The organism is Methyloversatilis discipulorum, assembly GCF_000385375.1.
GTDB lineage: Bacteria > Pseudomonadota > Gammaproteobacteria > Burkholderiales > Rhodocyclaceae > Methyloversatilis > Methyloversatilis discipulorum_A.
This window is the reverse complement of record NZ_ARVV01000001.1, coordinates 1,881,471-1,897,822: the sequence shown is the minus strand read 5'-3', so window position 1 is coordinate 1,897,822 and position 16,352 is coordinate 1,881,471. Positions and strand designations below refer to the sequence as shown.

Sequence of the window (16,352 nt, the reverse complement as noted above, 5' to 3'; positions counted from 1 at the left end):
AGGCTTCGCGACGCTCGGGGTCGTGCGCAATATCAATCCGGAATGACGGGCAAAGTCCACGGCGACGGTCGGCGCGCCCGGTCGCGCCGACGACAACGAAACGCGGCACACTTGCGGAACACCTTCCGCGGATATCCGTCATGCTCATCAACAAGGCCGCAACCCGCAGCTGGGCCGCCACCGATTTTCCGGGCATCGAACGCAGCCTGTTCCGCAACACCGAGCACGGCGGCCGGGCTTCCTTCGTGCGGCTGGCGGCCGGCAGCCGCTTTCCGCGGCACACGCATCAGGGTGGCGAGGAGGTGGTGGTGATCGCCGGCCGGGTAAGCATCGGCGGCGTCGATCTGGACGCTGGCGACTACCTGCACACGGACGCCGGCGAGGAGCACGACGTGGTGGCGTTGAGCGACGCCGTCATCTTCGTGTCGTCGCAGAAACCGACGCCGCTGGTCGAGTGAGGTGTGCGGCTTGCAGGCAGCACGCTTCGATGCTACGGTCCGTCCCTTCGCATGATCCCACCCCTGGCCCGCTCCCGTGAACGCATTGCGCACCTCTGTCCAGCCGAATCCGACCGCAGCCCTGCTGCGCGCCGGCACTCGTCTGTCGTGCGCGGCGCTCGCGCACCGACTGCATGAGGTGAGCGCCTGCGAGGCTGACCCGGCGACCGTCTGCACCTGAAGCTGCACCAGACCGTCGCCGCCTGACGGGCGCGCGTGCCCGACTCCGGCCACTTCCGGCCACTTTCCCGAATTTCCGCCGCGCTGCGCACTGATGCGTCACGCGGCTGCTCGTCCTTGCGGCGGGCTTTGCAGGAGGACCGAACACATGAGCAACAAGCAGAACATCAAGCCCAACATCACGCTGACCGAACTGGACGCCGACCGCCTGGACGCGCTGCTGTCCACCCTGCCCGCGCGCAACATGCCCGGACGCGACGCACTGGCCGCCGAACTACTGCGCGCCGACATCGTGCCGTCGCGTGAAGTGCCGCCGGACGTGGTGACCATGCACTCGACCGTGCGCTTCAGCATCGCGCCGGCCAACGAAACGCAGAGCCTGACGCTGGTGTTTCCGCGCGAAGTGGGCGACGGCAATGGCACGGTGTCGGTGCTGGCACCGGTCGGCAGCGCGCTGCTCGGGCTCAGCGAAGGCGACGAGATCGACTGGCCGGGCCCGGCCGGCGGCACGCTGCGCGTGCGCATAGACAAGGTGGTGTACCAGCCCGAAAGGGCTGGCGATTTCGCGCGATGAGCCGCACTGGCGCCCGCTTGGCGGGCGCCAGGCACGTCAGGCCGCTTCGGCCGCCGGTGCGGCGACGGTGGCGAGAAAGCGGGCGCGCAATGCCTCTGCAGGCAGATGGCGGCCGATCAGCACGACGCGACTCATGCGCGCGTCACCCGCTTCCCACGGCCGGCCGTAGTCGAAGCCGGCAATGCGGTGCACGCCCTGGAAGATGAGACGGCGGTTTTCGCCCGCGATCGACAGGATGCCCTTGTAGCGCAGCAGATCGACCGAGTGCTCGTTGATCAGCGCATCGACGAAGGCGGACACGCGCTCCAGGTCGAGCGGCGCTTCGCATTCGAGCAGCAGCGAGCCGACCGCGTCGTCCCAGGACTTGCGCGCCATGCCGGCGATGCCGGAAATCGCGCGCGGCGACACCGGGTGCCAGCCGCGCACCGGCAGCCCGCGTTCGTCCAGCGAGAAACCCTTGATCGAAAAGAGATCGCGCCAGCTCTCGTCCGCGCTGCCGGCGACGATGAGCGGCGCGCGCGCATTGACGCGCTGCAGCCGCGTACAGAGCTCGTACAGCGCTTCCGGCGTCACCAGATCGGCGTGCGAGATGAGCAGCCGGTCGGCGAAGGCGACCTGCGAGGCGGCGACGCGCTCGCGCCGGAACTGGCCGTCGAAATGCACCGCGTCGACGACGGTGACGACGCCGTCCAGCCGGTAGCGCTCGCGCAGCCGCGCGTCATTGAAAAAGGTCTGCACCACGGGCGCCGGGTCGGCCAGACCGGTGGTTTCGACGATGAGCCGGTCGAACGCCAGCTCGCCCGTGTCACGCCGGGCCAGCAGGCCGGCCAGTGCGTCCCCCAGCTCGCCCTGCACGGTGCAGCAGATGCAGCCGTTCGAAAGCTCGACCACCGACACCGCGGCACGGTCGAGCAGCGCGCCGTCGATGCCGGCGGCGCCGAACTCGTTCTCGACCACGGCGATGCGCTGGCCGTGATTGGCGGCCAGCAGGCGATTGAGCAGCGTCGTCTTGCCGGCGCCGAGGAAACCGGTCAGCAGGGTGACCGGGATGGATTCATGAGGGGTCATCGAGACTCTCTCCAAAAAAGATGCCGGGGAAGGCTTGCGCCGACCCCGGCCAATAGGAGGAGGGTGGTACATCGGTGAAAGCCGTCGTCGTCATCGACGCCGGCCTAGCAACATTTGCCGGAGGCGCCGCCGAAGCGCGCCTCCTGGCGTTCACGGAAAAATTCCTCATACGTCATGGGCGCCTGGTCCGGGTGCTTCATGCGCATGTGCTGGACATAGGTATCGTAGTCCGGCAGCCCGACCATGAGGCGGGCAGCTTGCCCGAGGTATTCGCCCATGCGTGCGAGGTCCTTGAACATGGCGGTGCCCTCAGAGCATGCCCTGCCCGCCGCACGCCTGCAGGATGGGCAGGTATGCGGCAGACACGACGACCCGCCCTTGTGGGGCAGACCATCGACCGGAGGACATGTTCATACGCATCACGGAAACGAAGCACCGCGCCACCCGCAGGTTCACCGCGGCTCTCTTGGGGGGGTGAGGCCGGGATTGCGCGGCGCACCGCGCCGTGCCGACCGAACGGACCGGCTGTGCAAAGCCGGTCCTCCCGAGCGAATGCAGTGAGCGTGGGGGTCTCATTTCAGGCCTTGACGGTCTCGCCATGCACGCCGTGATGCGTCTCGCGCACCGTCGGGTGCTCGTGGCGCAGCGCCTGCAACACCTTGCGGATGCCGAAGAAGGTGATCGACAGCACGACCAGCACGAACATCGACGCGAGCGCGGCATCGACGTAATCGTTGAAGATGACCTGCTGCATCTGCTCGATGCTCTTGGCCGGCGCCAACACTTCGCCGTTCTCGGCGGCGGCGCTGAACTTGGCGGCGTGAGCGAGGAAGCCGATCTTCGGGTTGTCGCTGAACACCTTCTGCCAGCCGGCGGTCAGCGTGCAGGCGAGCAGCCACACGGTCGGCAGCACGGTCACCCACATGTAGCGCTGCTTCTTCATCTTCACCAGCACGACGGTAGCCAGCACCAGCGCCACGGCCGCCAGCATCTGGTTGGCGACGCCGAACAGCGGCCACAGCGTGTTGATGCCGCCCAGCGGATCGACCACGCCCTGGTACAGGAAGTAGCCCCAGGCGGCGACGCACAGGCCGGTGGCGACCAGGTTGGGAATCAGCGCCTCGGTGCGCTTGAAGGCCGGTACGAAGGTGCCCATCAGGTCCTGCAGCATGAAGCGGCCGGCGCGCGTACCCGCGTCGACCGCGGTCAGGATGAACAGCGCTTCGAACAGGATGGCGAAGTGGTACCAGAAGGCCATCATGCCCTGCCCGCCTATCACCTGGTGCAGGATGTGGGCCATGCCGACGGCCAGCGTCGGTGCACCACCGGCGCGCGAAATGATGGTCGATTCGCCGACGTCGGCCGCGGTCTGCGTCAGCACTTCCGGCGTCACCACGAAGCCCCATTGCGAAATCACGGTGGCCGCTTCCTGCGCGGTCTTGCCGATCAGCGCTGCCGGGCTGTTCATCGCGAAATAGACGCCCGGATCGATGACCGAGGCAGCGACCAGCGCCATGATGGCGACGAAGGACTCCATCAGCATGCCGCCGTAACCGATCAGCGGTGCGTCGGTTTCGCGGTCCAGCAGCTTGGGCGTGGTGCCCGACGAAATCAGCGCGTGGAAGCCCGACACCGCGCCGCAGGCGATGGTGATGAAGAGGAAGGGGAACAGGTTGCCCGACCACACTGGACCGCTGCCGTCGATGAACTTGGTGATCGCCGGCATCTGCAGTTGCGGTGCAACGATGAAGATGCCCAGTGCCAGACCGACGATGGTGCCGATCTTCAGGAAGGTGGACAGGTAGTCGCGCGGCGCCAGCAGCAGCCACACCGGCAGCACCGAGGCGACGAAGCCGTAACCGATCAGCATCCAGGTCAGTTCGGTGCCGTCGAAGGTGAACATCGGACCCCATATCGGATCGGCCGCGACCCAGCCGCCAACCACGATGGCCGCCATCAGCAGCAGGAAGCCGACAATCGAGATCTCGCCGATCCTGCCCGGACGGATGTAGCGCATGTACACGCCCATCAGGATGGCGATCGGGATGGTCGCAGCCACCGTGAAGGTGCCCCACGGCGAGTGCGCCAGCGCCTTGACGACGATGAGTGCCAGCACCGCGAGAATGATGACCATGATCATGAAGGCGCCGAACAGCGCGATCACGCCCGGCACCTCGCCCAGTTCCGACTTGATCAGGTCGCCCAGCGAGCGGCCGTCGCGGCGGGTCGAGATGAACAGCACGATGAAGTCCTGCACCGCGCCGGCGAACACGACGCCGGCGAGAATCCACAGCATGCCCGGCAGATAGCCCATCTGCGCCGCGAGCACCGGCCCGACCAGCGGTCCGGCGCCAGCGATCGCGGCGAAGTGGTGGCCGAACAGGATGTTGCGGTTGGTCGGCACGTAGTCGAGGCCATCGTTCTTGGCCCAGGCCGGGGTGATGCGCTTGCCGTCGACTTCGAGCACGCGGTAGGCGATGAAGCGGGCGTAGAAGCGGTAGGCGATGAAATAGACCGAAATCGCCGCCAGCACGATCCACAACGCGCTGATCGTTTCACCGCGCGACAGTGCGACCACGCCGAGTGACGCGGCGCCAAGCAGCGAGAGCGCCGCCCAGCCCAGTTTGGGAAGAAGGTTGTTCATGTGTCTCCTCTCGGGTGCGACCGGTGAACCCGGCCTGCCGACCGCCTCTTTGCGGCCTGCCCGGAGTATGGTTTTCATACAAGACCTGCCGCATCGGGGGCACTACGCAGGCGAGATCCGTGCAAACACGTAGGGGAAAACCCGGGGGCGGGTCTGTTGTGCGGGTGGTTCTGTTGTGGGAGCCGGGGGGCTGTGGGAGGGTCTTGACCCCGACAGCGGCCCGTATCGAGGCATTCGGACTGCAGCAGCCGCGTCGCGGCCAAGGCCGCTCCCACAGGGATCGCGCCCGACCCGCGGCCGGAGCCCGGGTTCTGTGGGAGGGGTCTTCTGACCCCGACAGTGGCTTGGATCGAAGCCCGCGGAACGCAGCAGCCGCGTCGCGGCCAAGGCCGCTGCCACAGCGATCGCACCCGACCTGTGACCGGAGCCGGGATTCTTGGGAGGGGTCTTCTGACCCCGACAGCGGCGGTGATCGGAGATACCGTCGCCCCCCTCTCCGGCACCACCGCAATCAGCGGACCGCTCATTTCAGGCGCGGCGCAGGCCTTATCATTCCGCTTCCGCCATCCGCCCTGCCCCATGCAACTACGGCTCAAATTCGTGCTGCTGGCCATCGTGCCGCTGCTGCTCGCCATCGCGGCGGTGGCGGCGGTGGTGAAGCTGCAGTCGCAGGCGCTGACCGATGCCGAGCACGCCATCGTCGAACCGGCACTGATGGATTCGCGTCGGCACGAACTGCAGAACTACGTGACGCTGGCGCTGGCCAGCATTGCCCACCTGACGGCGCGCGACGAACCGGCGGCACGCGACGAGGCGCTGCGCGTGCTGCGTCAGCTGGAGTTCGGCAACGACGGCTACTTCTTCGTCTATGACCTGTCGGGCCGGGTGCTGATGCATCCGCGCCAGCCCGATCTGGTCGGGCAGAACCTGTGGGAACTGCGCGATCCGCAGGGCCGGCCGACCATACAGAACCTGCTCTCCCGCGCGCGCGACGGCGGCGGCTTCGTCGATTTCATCTGGCAGCGACCATCCACCGGTCGCATCGAGAACAAGCTGGGCTATGTCGCCACCGTGCCGCAGTGGGGCTGGATGGTCGGCACCGGTCTTTACACGGACGACATCGTCGCCGCGCGCGAGCGGATCGACCGCCAGGCGCGCGTCGCCATACGCAATACGATGGGCGTGATCGCCGGCATTGCGGTGGTGGCGACGCTGCTGGTCGCACTGGCCGGGCTGGCGCTGAACGTGTCCGACCGCCGTGACGCCGAACTGAAAATGCGCGAACTCGCCCGCCAGGTCGTGCGTTCGCAGGAGAACGAGCGGGCGCGCGTGGCCGGCGAACTGCACGACGGTGTCAGCCAGAGCCTGGTGTCGGTCAAGTTCCTGCTCGAATCGGCACAGGCGCGGCTCGAACAGCCGGCCGCCGACGCGCTCGACTCGGCCCGCCGCACCCTCGCCCGCGGCGTGGCCGGCGTCGAGGAAGTGCTGGGCGACGTCCGGCGCATCTCGCACGGGCTGCGCCCGACCATGCTGGACACGCTCGGACTGGTGCCGGCGATGAAGCAGGTGGTGGACGAGTTCGCGCAGCGCAGCGGCGTCGTGGTCGACATGCAGGCCGACGCCGACATCGTCGCCCCCGGTGACGCCGGCACCGCGCTGTTCCGGCTGCTGCAGGAGGCGCTGAACAATATCGAGCGTCACGCGCGCGCCAGCCGGGTCGAACTGCGGCTTGGCCGCGAGCCGGGCGCCATCGTGCTGAGCATCCGCGACGACGGCCGCGGCTTCGACGTCGAGGCGGTGTCGGCATCGCCGCAACGCGGGCTCGGGCTGAGCAGCATGCGCGAACGTGTGGAGGCGCTCGGTGGCCGCTTCGACCTTTCTTCCGGCGGCTCCGGTACCCTGCTGTCGGCCCGCCTGCCCGTAGTCTGACCCGATCCGCACGATGACCGCACCGCTCCGCCTGCTGCTTGTAGACGATCACCCGCTGGTGCGCGACGGCCTGCGCGCGCGGCTGGAAACCGTGGACCGCTTCGCCGTCGTCGCCGAAGCCGGCAACGCGGCCGAAGCGCTCGACGCGGTGCGCCTGCATGCGCCGGACTGCGTGCTGATGGACATTTCGATGCGCGACATCCACGGCATCGAGCTGACGCGCCGGCTGCACCGGAGCGTGCCCGACCTGAAGGTGATCATGCTCACCATGCACGACGAGCCGCAGTACGTGATCGAGGCCTTCCGCGCCGGCGCGCGCGGCTATGTGCTGAAGGACAGCCCGTCGGCCGAGATCGTTGCGGCGATCGACGCGGTCTGTGCCGGCCAGCGCTGGTTCAGCGCCCGCGTCGCCGACGCGCTGGTCAGCGCCAGCCTGCCCGAACCCGAACTGACGCCGCGCGAGCGCGACGTGCTGGACCTGATCGCCGACGGCCTCGGCAACAAGGAAATCGCCACCCGGCTCGACCTGTCCGTCCGCACGGTCGAAAGCCACCGCATCAACATCAAGCGCAAATTCGAACTGGACAGCAGCGCCGCGCTGATGAAGTTCGCGATGGAGCGCCGCCGCGAGCGCGGCTGAACGCCGACCACCCTGCCCTCCGACTCATGCTGCGTCGCTTCGCCCACCGCATCACCCGCAACCCGCTGCTGGCGCGCCAGCTGCGCAACCATCACGCACTGAGCGGCTTCGGCTGCTCGCTCGGCGTCGCGCTGGTCGCGCTGCTCGCCTGGGCGGTGGCCGACACGCGGGCGGCCATCGCCATGGCGGCCGGCGCGCTGGTGGTGAGCCTGACCGACATTCCGGCTCCACGCCGCAACAAGCTGCCGCTGCTGCTCGCCAACCTGGTCCAGATGCCGGTGGTCGCGCTGCTGGTGCTGGCCACCCACGAAACGCTGCCCTTGTTCACCGCGGCGATCCTGCTGATCGCCTTCGCCTCGGGCATGGCCACTGCCTGGGGCAAGCCCGGCCTGCCGCTGGGCTACGGCATGATGATGACGATGGCGTTCACGATGGCCCAGCCGGATCTGCCGCCACGCGAACAGGCGGCGCATCTGGCGCTGCAGTTCGCCGGCGGCCTTTGCTATCTACTGTATGCACTGCTGATGGCACGCCTGACCGACACCGCGATGCGCCGCCGCGCCGTCGTCGACGCGCTGTACGCCTTCGCCGACTACGTCCGCGGCAAGGCGGCACTGTTCAACCCGGCCAACGACCTCGATGCGGTGTATGCCGAACTGGTGCGCCGGCAGGCCGCGTTCGCCGAGCGGCTGCAGACGGCGCGCGATTTCGTGTTCGTCGACCGCTGCTCGCCAGAACAGCAGGCGCTGACCAACGGCCTGCTGGCGCTGATCGACGCCCACGAAGCGGTGCTGGCCAGCCAGGGCGACTACGCACCGCTGCGCGAGGCCTTCGGCGATCACCGCGTCATGCGCCTGCTGGCGGCGATGACGCACGCCGCGGCCGACGACGTGCTGCGTCTCGCTCACGGTGGCCTGTCGGGCAGCCGTCCGGTGCTCGACGACACGCCCTATCGCAACACGCGCCCTGCGCTGGAGCGGGAGGTCGCCGCGCTGTCGGCCGATCCGGCGCTGGACCACAGCGCCGCCATCGCGGTACTCGAAGCCGGGCGACGCAAGCTGCTCGGCGCCATCGACGGCCTGCGTCGCGTCGATCGCGCGCTGCGCGAGCCGGCGCAGGTCGACGACGAGGACATGAGCCGCTTCCTGTCGCGCTCAAGCTTCACGCCGCGTGCGCTGCGCGACGAGTTCAGGCTTGATTCGCCGGTACTGCGCTACGCGCTGCGGCTCACGCTGGCGATGGCCGCCGCCTTCGCGCTGTCGCGGTGGCTGCCCTGGGCCGGCCATGGCTACTGGATACTGCTGACGGTATCGCTGGTCATGCGCGCCAGCTTCAGCCAGACCCGCCAGCGCCAGACCGACCGCATGATAGGCAATGCACTCGGCTGTCTGTTCGTCGCCGTGATCCTGCATCTGGTGTCGGCACCGGCGGTGCTGCTGGGCATCGTGTTCGTCTGCATCGGCATCGCGCACGCCTTCATCACCGTGCGCTACCGCGTCACCGTCACCGCCGCCTGCGTGATGGCGCTGCTGCAGCTGCACCTGATCGCGCCCGGCAGCTTCCACATTTCCGAACGCTTCTTCGACACCGTCGTCGGCGTCGCCGTCGCCTGGCTGTTCAGCCGCGTGCTGCCGAGCTGGGAGCGCGACAGCGTCACCGCACTGGCCGCCCGCCTGCTCGGCGCGCTGCGCGAATACGTCGAACTGGCGCTGACGCCCGACACGCGCGACATGCACTACCGGCTCGCTCGCCGCCACGTGCAGGAAGCGCTCGGCACGCTGTCCGACGCGGTCGTCCGCATGCGCGACGAACCGGCTTCGCAGCAGCAGCCGCTGGCGACCTTGAACGTACTCACCACGCGCGGCTATCTGCTGCTCGCCCACATCGCCGCGGCGCGCCGGCTGAGCGCGCGGCCGGATGCATCGAACGTCGAAGAGCGGCTCACCGCCGCGCGCCGCGAACTGGGCGCCCTGCTCGGCAGTGACGTGACGAGTGTGCCGTCAACACCGTCACCCGATCCCCTGTCGCGCCGCCTCGACGCTGCGCGCACCGATGCACAGGCAGTCGTGACCGCCGCCCGGACGCTGGGAGTCGCCACCTGACACGACCGGCGCCGTGCGTCCGCCGCCGTCGGGGTCAGAAGACCCCTCCCACAGAACCCCGGCTCCGAGCCCTGGTCGGGCGGATCCCGTTGGGAGCGGCCTTGGCCGCGACGCGACCTCTGCAGTCCGCCGGCTTCGATACCGGCCGCTGTCGGGGTCAGGAGACCTCTGCACAGAACCCGGACTCCGACCCGGATCGGGCGCGATCCCTTGTGGGAGCGGCCTTGGCCGCGACGCTGCCTCCGCAGTCCGCCGGCTTCGATACCGGCCGCTGTCGGGGTCAGAAGACCCCTCCCACAGAACCTCGGCACCGACCACGGGTCGAGCGCACCTAGTCAGCGCTCGCCGACCATTCCAGCGGCAACCCACGTGGCACGCGCAGTGCACCGGTTACGGTCAGACGGAGCAGCCGCTGCGCGCCCGGGTGGGCGGCGACTTCGTCACCGTCCCACACGATTTCGGCACGGGCGCTCACGTGCAGCAGGTCGCCGCTGTCGAAGTCGATGAACAGCAGACCGGCGCGCGGGTCGAGCAGCAGGTTGCCCAGCGTGTTGAAGAAGAAGTTGCCGGCGTAGTCGGGCAGCGTCAGCACGTCGCTGCGGTCGACCGATACGAAACCCGGCTCACCGCCGCGGTGCGACACATCGACGCCATCGGCATGCGCGCTGGCGATGAACAGCGTGTCGGCGGACGCGATCAGTGCGCGCGCCGCGTCGTCGAGAGCCGCGAGCGGCTGCGGCGCACCGGGCGCGCCCTCTTCGAAGTAGAACGCTTCACGCGTGCGGATGTACTGCGGACAGTTGCCGAAGCTCTGCTCCACCTCGACGTCGAAGCCGGTCTCGCTCATACGAGCGACGCGCCCGTTCATCCGGTTGCGCCGGCGCGTGTGCGGCTGGATGCCGAGCAGCCCGAGCGCTGCACCGTCGCGCAGATGCGCGGCCAGCGGACTGCCGGCCGGCGGCCGGGCATCGACGTGCAAGGTGCGCGGATCGGGCGACCGCACGAAACCCGGCGGCCCGTGCAGCACCGACGCCCAGGGCTGGCCATCGGCGTCGACGCTGCCAGCGATCAGGAAGGGCAGCAGCGCGAAGAAGTCGCGGTGCTGCTCCGGCATGTGGTCGCGGATGACGCGCACGCCGATTTCGGCCATACGCTGCTGCATGCCTGCACGCGCCTGCATCGCGCGCTCGCCATCGTGGAAGGGATTGCGTCCGGTTTCCATGGCGATCAGGCGCGCAGGCCGACCTTGCTCACCGGCATCGCGACGAAGCCGGGCAGCGCTTCGACACGGGCGAGCCAGGCGCGCACGTTCGGATAGTCGTCGAGCGACACATTGCCTTCCGGCGCGTGTGCCACGTAGGTGTACACCGCGACGTCCGCCAGCGTCGGCGCGCTGCCGACCAGCCAGTCGCGGCCAGCCAGTTCGCCGTCCATCACGGCGAGCAGCCGATGCGCGCGGGCGATCACCTCCTGCGTGTCGAACTGGGCGCGGAACAGCGTCACCAGCCTTGCGGCGGCCGGGCCGAAGACGACCAGGCCGGCCGCGACGGTGAGCCAGCGCTGCACCTCGGCCTGGCCTGCCGGGTCCTGCGGCAGCCAGCGGCCGGGGGCGTAGCGCTGTGCCAGATAGACCAGGATGGCGTTCGAATCGGCGATGACGGTGGCGCCGTCCTCGATCACCGGCACCTGACCGAAGCAGTTCTTCGCCAGGAAGGCCGGTTTCTTGTGTTCGCCGCCGGCCAGATCGACCTGGCGGAATTCGTAGGGCAGGCCGAGCAGTTCGAGGAACAGTTCGACCCGATGACTGTGGCCGGACAGCTTGAAGCCGTTCAGCACGATGGGGGCATCCGGTTGGTGCGTGGCGATCAGGGACATTGCAGGCTCCTCGGGTTGATTTTGCGGCGCCGTGTGGCGACGGAATGGAGTATCCGAAATCCGCATGGAGCAATAAATGAGCGAAACCGGATAACACTCATCCACCTGGCGCAGTAATATCGCGGCATGGACACACTCAGGGCCATGCGCACCTTCGTCGAAATCGCCGAACAGGGCAGCCTCACTGCGGCCGCACGGACACTCGACAGTTCGCTGCCGGCCGTCGTGCGCACGCTGGCGGCGCTGGAGGCACATCTGGGCGCACGCCTGATGAACCGGACGACGCGACGGATCGCGCTGACCGACGAAGGGCGCAGCTATCTCGAAAGCTGCCGTCAGGTGCTGTCGGCGGTACAGGACGCCGAGGACGCACTGAAGGAAGGCGCGTCCGAGCCGTCGGGGCCGATCACGCTGACCGCGCCGGTGCAGTTCGGCCAGATGTATGTCGCGCCCGCGGTCACCCGTTTCGCGCTGCGCCATCCGCGCGTGAAACTGCGCGTGCTGCTGCACGACCGCGTGGTCAATCTGCTTGAGGAAGGCATCGACGTCGGCGTGCGCATCGGCGCGCTCGACGACTCCGGCCTGGTGGCCCAGCCGCTGGGTTCGATACGCCGCGTCGTCGTCGCCAGCCCGGCCCTGCTCGCCGAGCGCGGCGAACCGACGCATCCGGACGCGCTGCGTCACGCCCCCTGCGTGCGCTTTACCGGCGCTTCCAGCTTTGCATGGACCTTCAGGACGAACGGCCGCGCGCTGCAGGTGCCGGTCACCGGCAATCTCGAGTTCAACCACATCGCTCCGGCGGTGGACGCCTGCACGGCCGGCGCCGGCTTCGGGCTCTTCCTTTGCTATCAGGTGCGGCCGCAGCTCGAGCGCGGCGAACTGCGCATCGTGCTGCGCGATTTCGAACCGCCGCCGCGGCCGGTGAACGTCATCTATCCGCACGCCCGCCTGCTGCCTGGCCGCACCCGGCTGCTGGTCGACTGGCTGAAGCGCGAACTGGGCAGTGACAGTGCCGCCTTCGCGCCGGAGCCGGCGTGACACGCGCACGCCGCGCCGGTCGCGGCACAATGTCTGAACTTACCGGCGCCGCACCGCGTCTCACGCGCGACGGCAGCCGGAAACGTCCGTTCACCGGGATGATCGCGCCATGATCCCAAGCCACCGGCCGCCCCTCCAACACCCGCATCCGCCGGAGTACAACAAGAGCATGCAAGCCCACCAGGACGTCCTCTTCCTGCGCACGCCGCGACTCGACGCGACCGATCCCGCCGCCATGCGCAGCACGCTGCGCGACTACTTCCACGCGACCTTCAGCCGCTACGAACAGCTGTTCGAAGTGCTCACCTGCGACGAGGCCTACTACCGCAAGCCGATCGCGCTGCGCCACCCGCTCATCTTCTATCTCGGCCACACCGCGACCTTCTTCGTGAACAAGCTGCTGCTGGCCGGGCTGATCCATGAGCGCATCAATCCGCGCTTCGAATCGATGTTCGCGGTCGGCGTCGATGAAATGAGCTGGGACGACCTCAACGAGGCGAACTACGACTGGCCGAGCGTGCAGGCGGTGCGCGACTACCGCAACGAAGTCCGGCGTCTGGTGGACCGGGTCATCAACGAGGCGCCGCTCACGCTGCCGGTGAATTGGAGCAACCCGTGGTGGAGCATCATCATGGGCATCGAACACGAGCGCATCCACCTCGAAACATCGTCGGTGCTGATCCGCCAGAGCCGGCTCGAATTCGTGCGCACTCATCCGGCCTGGGCGCCCTGTCGCGACAGCGGCGAAGCGCCGGAGAATACGACTGTTCCGGTGACGGCCGGCCTTGCGCGCATGGGCCGGCGCCGCGACGACCCGATCTACGGCTGGGACAACGAATACGAAACGCGCGAAGTCGCGGTGGCGGCGTTCGAAGCGAGCCGGCATATCGTCAGCAACCGCGAATTCCTCGAATTCATCGACGACGGCGGCTACCGCAACGACGCCTGGTGGGACGACGAAGGCAGGGGCTGGCGCGATTTCCGGCTGCAGGCCGGCGTCGATCACCCGGAGTTCTGGCGGCGCAAGCCTGAGGGCTGGCAGCTGCGACTGATGCTCGAAGAAGTGCCGATGCCGTGGAACTGGCCGGTCGAAACCAACTGTCACGAGGCGCGCGCCTTCTGCAAGTGGAAGGCGGCGAAGACCGGTCGCCCGGTACGGCTGCCGACCGAGGACGAGTGGTACCGCCTGTACGACGTCGCCGGCGTCGCCGAAGTGCCTGTGAATACCAAGGCGCCCGCCAACCTGCACCTCGACCACTGGGCGTCGTCCTGCCCAGTCGATCGTTTCGCCCACGGCGACTTCTTCGACGTGGTCGGCAATGTCTGGCAATGGACGGAGACGCCGATCTACCCCTTCGCCGGCTTCGACGTGCACCCGATCTACGACGATTTCTCGACGCCCACCTTCGACGCGCGTCACACCCTGATGAAGGGCGGCGCGTGGGTTTCCTGTGGCAACGAGGCAACGCGCGAATCGCGCTACGCCTTCCGCCGCCACTTCTTCCAGCATGCGGGGTTCCGATACGTGATCAGCGATGCACCGGCCAGCGCGCCGAACGTCTATTACGAAAGCGACCGGCAGCTGTCCGAGTACGCCGAATTCCACTACGGCGACGAGTACTTCGGCGTGCCCAACTTCCCGAAGGCGCTGGCGACCATCGCCATCGAGGCAATGGGTGACCGGCCTGCGCGGCGCGCGCTCGACCTCGGCTGCGCCACCGGTCGCGCCAGCTTCGAACTGGCCCGTCGCTTCGAACACGTGACCGGCGTCGACTTCTCGGCCCGCTTCATCAACGCCGGCGTGCACCTGGCCGAACAGGGCGAACTGCGCTACACGCTGGTCGACGAGGGCGAGCTGGTGTCTTACAAGACGCGCCGCCTGGCCGACATGGGGCTGGAGTCGGTGCGCGGCCGGGTCGAGTTCATGCAGGGCGACGCCTGCAATCTGAAGAGCGTACTGACCGGCTACGACCTCATCGTCGCCGCCAACCTGATCGACCGGCTGTACGACCCGAAGGCCTTCCTGTCGGCGGTGCACGAGCGGCTGAACGTCGGCGGCCTGCTGATGATCACCTCGCCCTACACCTGGCTGGAGGAACACACGAAACGCGAGGACTGGCTGGGCGGCTTCAAGAAGGATGGCGAGAGCTGGACCACGCTGGACGGCCTGAAGGCCGTACTGGGCGAGCGCTTCCGCATGGTCGGCGCGCCGCGCGACGTGCCCTTCGTCATCCGCGAAACCCGTCGCAAGCACCAGCACACGCTGGCCGAAGTGACGCTGTGGGAGCGCGTACGCTGAGCACTTCCTTCGATTTCGATCAGCCGATCTCGCGCGACGGCACGGCCAGCGTCAAGCACGACGGCCGCGCCGCGGTGTTCGGCACCGAGCAGGTCACCCCGCTGTGGGTGGCCGACATGGACTTCGCCGCGCCACCGGCCGTGGTCGCCGCACTGGCCGAGCGGGCGCGTCACCCGGTCTATGGCTACACGCTGTACCCGGACGGCGCCTTCGAAGCGCTGGAGCGCTGGCTGGCCGCGCGCCACGGCTGGAACGTCGCGCGCGAGCACATCCATTTCTGCCCGGGCGTCGTGCCGACGCTGTATGCCGCGGTGCAGGCCTTCACCAAGCCTGGCGACAACGTGATCGTGCAGCCGCCGGTCTATCCGCCCTTCTTCTCGGCCATCCGTGACACCGGCCGGCGCGTCGTCGAAAACCCGCTGATCGAGCGCGACGGCCGCTGGACCATGGATTTCGACCAGCTCGAAGGCTGCGCCGCGCGCGCCGGATCGAAACTGCTGCTGCTCTGCTCGCCGCACAACCCGGTGGGCCGCGTGTGGTCGCACGAGGAACTGGACACCTTGCTGGCGATTGCCCGCCGCCACGAACTGGTCGTGCTGTCCGATGAAATCCACGCCGACCTCACCTACCCCGGCGTGCGCCACCTGCCGCTGGCCACGCTGGCGCGCCCCGGCGACCGCGTGCTGACCACGGTGGCGCCGAGCAAGACCTTCAACGTGCCCGGTCTGGGCCTGTCCGCGCTGATCGCCGACGACGCCGAGCGACGCGCGGTCGAGCGCGTGTTCGGCACGCTGCATGTGAGTGCCTCCAATCCGTTCAGCGTCGCCGCCTTCGAAGCCGCCTACCGCGACGGCGGGCCGTGGCTGGACGCGCTGATGGACTATCTCGAAACCACGCGCGACGAGGTGATCGACACCGTCACCCACCGCCTGCGCGGCATACACCCTGTCGCACCGGAAGGCACGTACCTGCTGTGGCTGGACTGCCGCGGCCTCGGTCTCGACGACGACGCGCTGCGCGACTTCTTCATCGGCGCCGGCCTCGGCCTGAACCCGGGCAAGACCTTCGGCACCGGCGGCAGCGGCCACATGCGCCTCAACCTCGCCTCGTCGCGCGCGGTCATCCGCGACGCGCTGGTGCGGCTTGAACAGGCGCTTGCACGGCGCTGACGCCAGCGCGGAGATCAAACCGGGTTCAATAGGAGGGGTCTTCTGACCCCGACTGCGGCCTGCATCTAAGCCTGCCGACAACAGAGGCCCTGTCGCGGCCAAGGCCGCTCCCACAGGGATCGCGCCCGATTCGCGGTCGGAGCCGGGGTGCTGTAGGAGGGGTCCTCTGACCTCGACCGCAGCCTGCATCGAAGCCTGCGGACAGCAGAGGCCCCGTCGCGGCCAAGGCCGCTCCTACCGGAGATGCGCCCGATTCGCGGTCGGAGCCGGGGTTCTGTGGGAGGGGTCTTCTGACCCCGACTGCGGCCTGCATCGAAGCCTGCGGACAGCAGAGGCC

The 16,352-nt window shown here is 68.4% G+C and carries 13 protein-coding genes; 8 read left to right on the top strand and 5 right to left on the bottom strand.

The features are described from left to right. The first annotated feature begins 140 nt into the window (after positions 1-140). Together METRZ18153_RS0108955 and rnk are read left to right on the top strand one after the other, a co-directional pair. A complete protein-coding gene (locus METRZ18153_RS0108955; protein ID WP_020164415.1) occupies positions 141-458 on the top strand; it encodes a cupin domain-containing protein in 318 nt (105 codons plus the stop codon). 367 nt (positions 459-825) lie between these two features. Then, positions 826-1,251, top strand: coding sequence for a nucleoside diphosphate kinase regulator (gene rnk, locus METRZ18153_RS0108950; RefSeq protein ID WP_020164414.1), 426 nt, complete (start codon positions 826-828; stop codon positions 1,249-1,251). Positions 1,252-1,287: 36 nt separating this feature from the next. Here the strand turns inward: rnk and METRZ18153_RS0108945 are convergent, their stop codons facing one another. The 3 genes from METRZ18153_RS0108945 to METRZ18153_RS0108935 all read right to left on the bottom strand — a co-directional run bounded on the left by METRZ18153_RS0108945 (position 1,288) and on the right by METRZ18153_RS0108935 (position 4,963). Next, a complete protein-coding gene (locus METRZ18153_RS0108945; protein ID WP_020164413.1) occupies positions 1,288-2,319 on the bottom strand; it encodes a CobW family GTP-binding protein in 1,032 nt (343 codons plus the stop codon). A gap of 104 nt (positions 2,320-2,423) precedes the next feature. Next, positions 2,424-2,618: a YbdD/YjiX family protein gene (locus METRZ18153_RS0108940; RefSeq protein WP_008059558.1), complete on the bottom strand. Its 195-nt coding sequence runs from the start codon at positions 2,616-2,618 to the stop codon at positions 2,424-2,426. Between the two features lie 278 nt (positions 2,619-2,896). Next, a complete protein-coding gene (locus METRZ18153_RS0108935; RefSeq protein WP_020164412.1) occupies positions 2,897-4,963 on the bottom strand; it encodes a carbon starvation CstA family protein in 2,067 nt (688 codons plus the stop codon). Positions 4,964-5,542: 579 nt separating this feature from the next. Here METRZ18153_RS0108935 and METRZ18153_RS0108930 point away from each other — a divergent pair. The 3 genes from METRZ18153_RS0108930 to METRZ18153_RS0108920 are packed head-to-tail and all read left to right on the top strand — an operon-like array spanning position 5,543 to position 9,634. After that, on the top strand, positions 5,543-6,892 hold the full coding sequence (locus tag METRZ18153_RS0108930; RefSeq protein ID WP_029143653.1) for a cache domain-containing protein: 1,350 nt from the start codon (positions 5,543-5,545) through the stop codon (positions 6,890-6,892). A gap of 13 nt (positions 6,893-6,905) precedes the next feature. Continuing rightward, positions 6,906-7,532 (top strand): response regulator, encoded by a 627-nt coding sequence (locus METRZ18153_RS0108925; RefSeq protein ID WP_020164410.1) that lies wholly within the window; start codon positions 6,906-6,908, stop codon positions 7,530-7,532. 26 nt (positions 7,533-7,558) lie between these two features. Continuing rightward, the gene (locus tag METRZ18153_RS0108920) at positions 7,559-9,634 is read left to right on the top strand and encodes an FUSC family protein (protein WP_020164409.1); all 2,076 of its coding nucleotides are present in this window, start codon (positions 7,559-7,561) and stop codon (positions 9,632-9,634) included. Between the two features lie 331 nt (positions 9,635-9,965). Here METRZ18153_RS0108920 and METRZ18153_RS0108915 read toward each other — a convergent pair whose 3' ends face one another. Together METRZ18153_RS0108915 and METRZ18153_RS0108910 are read right to left on the bottom strand one after the other, a co-directional pair. Then, positions 9,966-10,856 (bottom strand): pyridoxamine 5'-phosphate oxidase family protein, encoded by an 891-nt coding sequence (locus METRZ18153_RS0108915; protein ID WP_020164408.1) that lies wholly within the window; start codon positions 10,854-10,856, stop codon positions 9,966-9,968. 5 nt (positions 10,857-10,861) lie between these two features. Beyond that, complete coding sequence (locus METRZ18153_RS0108910) at positions 10,862-11,509, bottom strand: glutathione S-transferase family protein (protein WP_020164407.1); 648 nt, start codon at positions 11,507-11,509, stop codon at positions 10,862-10,864. A 126-nt stretch (positions 11,510-11,635) separates the two neighbouring features. Between METRZ18153_RS0108910 and METRZ18153_RS0108905 the strand changes: the two genes are divergently transcribed. From METRZ18153_RS0108905 to METRZ18153_RS0108895, 3 genes are all read left to right on the top strand, one after another. Beyond that, positions 11,636-12,547: a LysR family transcriptional regulator gene (locus tag METRZ18153_RS0108905; protein ID WP_020164406.1), complete on the top strand. Its 912-nt coding sequence runs from the start codon at positions 11,636-11,638 to the stop codon at positions 12,545-12,547. 169 nt (positions 12,548-12,716) lie between these two features. Beyond that, the gene (gene ovoA, locus METRZ18153_RS0108900; protein ID WP_020164405.1) at positions 12,717-14,846 is read left to right on the top strand and encodes a 5-histidylcysteine sulfoxide synthase; all 2,130 of its coding nucleotides are present in this window, start codon (positions 12,717-12,719) and stop codon (positions 14,844-14,846) included. Further along, a complete protein-coding gene (locus tag METRZ18153_RS0108895) occupies positions 14,828-16,015 on the top strand; it encodes a MalY/PatB family protein (RefSeq protein ID WP_020164404.1) in 1,188 nt (395 codons plus the stop codon). The genes ovoA and METRZ18153_RS0108895 overlap by 19 nt, the downstream gene beginning before the upstream one ends. Positions 16,016-16,352: the final 337 nt, after the last annotated feature.

Excerpts from the sequence above, each read along its gene's own strand:
- METRZ18153_RS0108955 (WP_020164415.1), top strand. The coding sequence starts at position 141 with ATGCTCATCAACAAGGCCGCAACCCGCAGCTGGGCCGCCACCGATTTT.
- rnk (WP_020164414.1), top strand. The coding sequence starts at position 826 with ATGAGCAACAAGCAGAACATCAAGCCCAACATCACGCTGACCGAACTG.
- METRZ18153_RS0108945 (WP_020164413.1), bottom strand. The coding sequence starts at position 2,319 with ATGACCCCTCATGAATCCATCCCGGTCACCCTGCTGACCGGTTTCCTC.
- METRZ18153_RS0108940 (WP_008059558.1), bottom strand. The coding sequence starts at position 2,618 with ATGTTCAAGGACCTCGCACGCATGGGCGAATACCTCGGGCAAGCTGCC.
- METRZ18153_RS0108935 (WP_020164412.1), bottom strand. The coding sequence starts at position 4,963 with ATGAACAACCTTCTTCCCAAACTGGGCTGGGCGGCGCTCTCGCTGCTT.
- METRZ18153_RS0108930 (WP_029143653.1), top strand. The coding sequence starts at position 5,543 with ATGCAACTACGGCTCAAATTCGTGCTGCTGGCCATCGTGCCGCTGCTG.
- METRZ18153_RS0108925 (WP_020164410.1), top strand. The coding sequence starts at position 6,906 with ATGACCGCACCGCTCCGCCTGCTGCTTGTAGACGATCACCCGCTGGTG.
- METRZ18153_RS0108920 (WP_020164409.1), top strand. The coding sequence starts at position 7,559 with ATGCTGCGTCGCTTCGCCCACCGCATCACCCGCAACCCGCTGCTGGCG.
- METRZ18153_RS0108915 (WP_020164408.1), bottom strand. The coding sequence starts at position 10,856 with ATGGAAACCGGACGCAATCCCTTCCACGATGGCGAGCGCGCGATGCAG.
- METRZ18153_RS0108910 (WP_020164407.1), bottom strand. The coding sequence starts at position 11,509 with ATGTCCCTGATCGCCACGCACCAACCGGATGCCCCCATCGTGCTGAAC.
- METRZ18153_RS0108905 (WP_020164406.1), top strand. The coding sequence starts at position 11,636 with ATGGACACACTCAGGGCCATGCGCACCTTCGTCGAAATCGCCGAACAG.
- ovoA (WP_020164405.1), top strand. The coding sequence starts at position 12,717 with ATGCAAGCCCACCAGGACGTCCTCTTCCTGCGCACGCCGCGACTCGAC.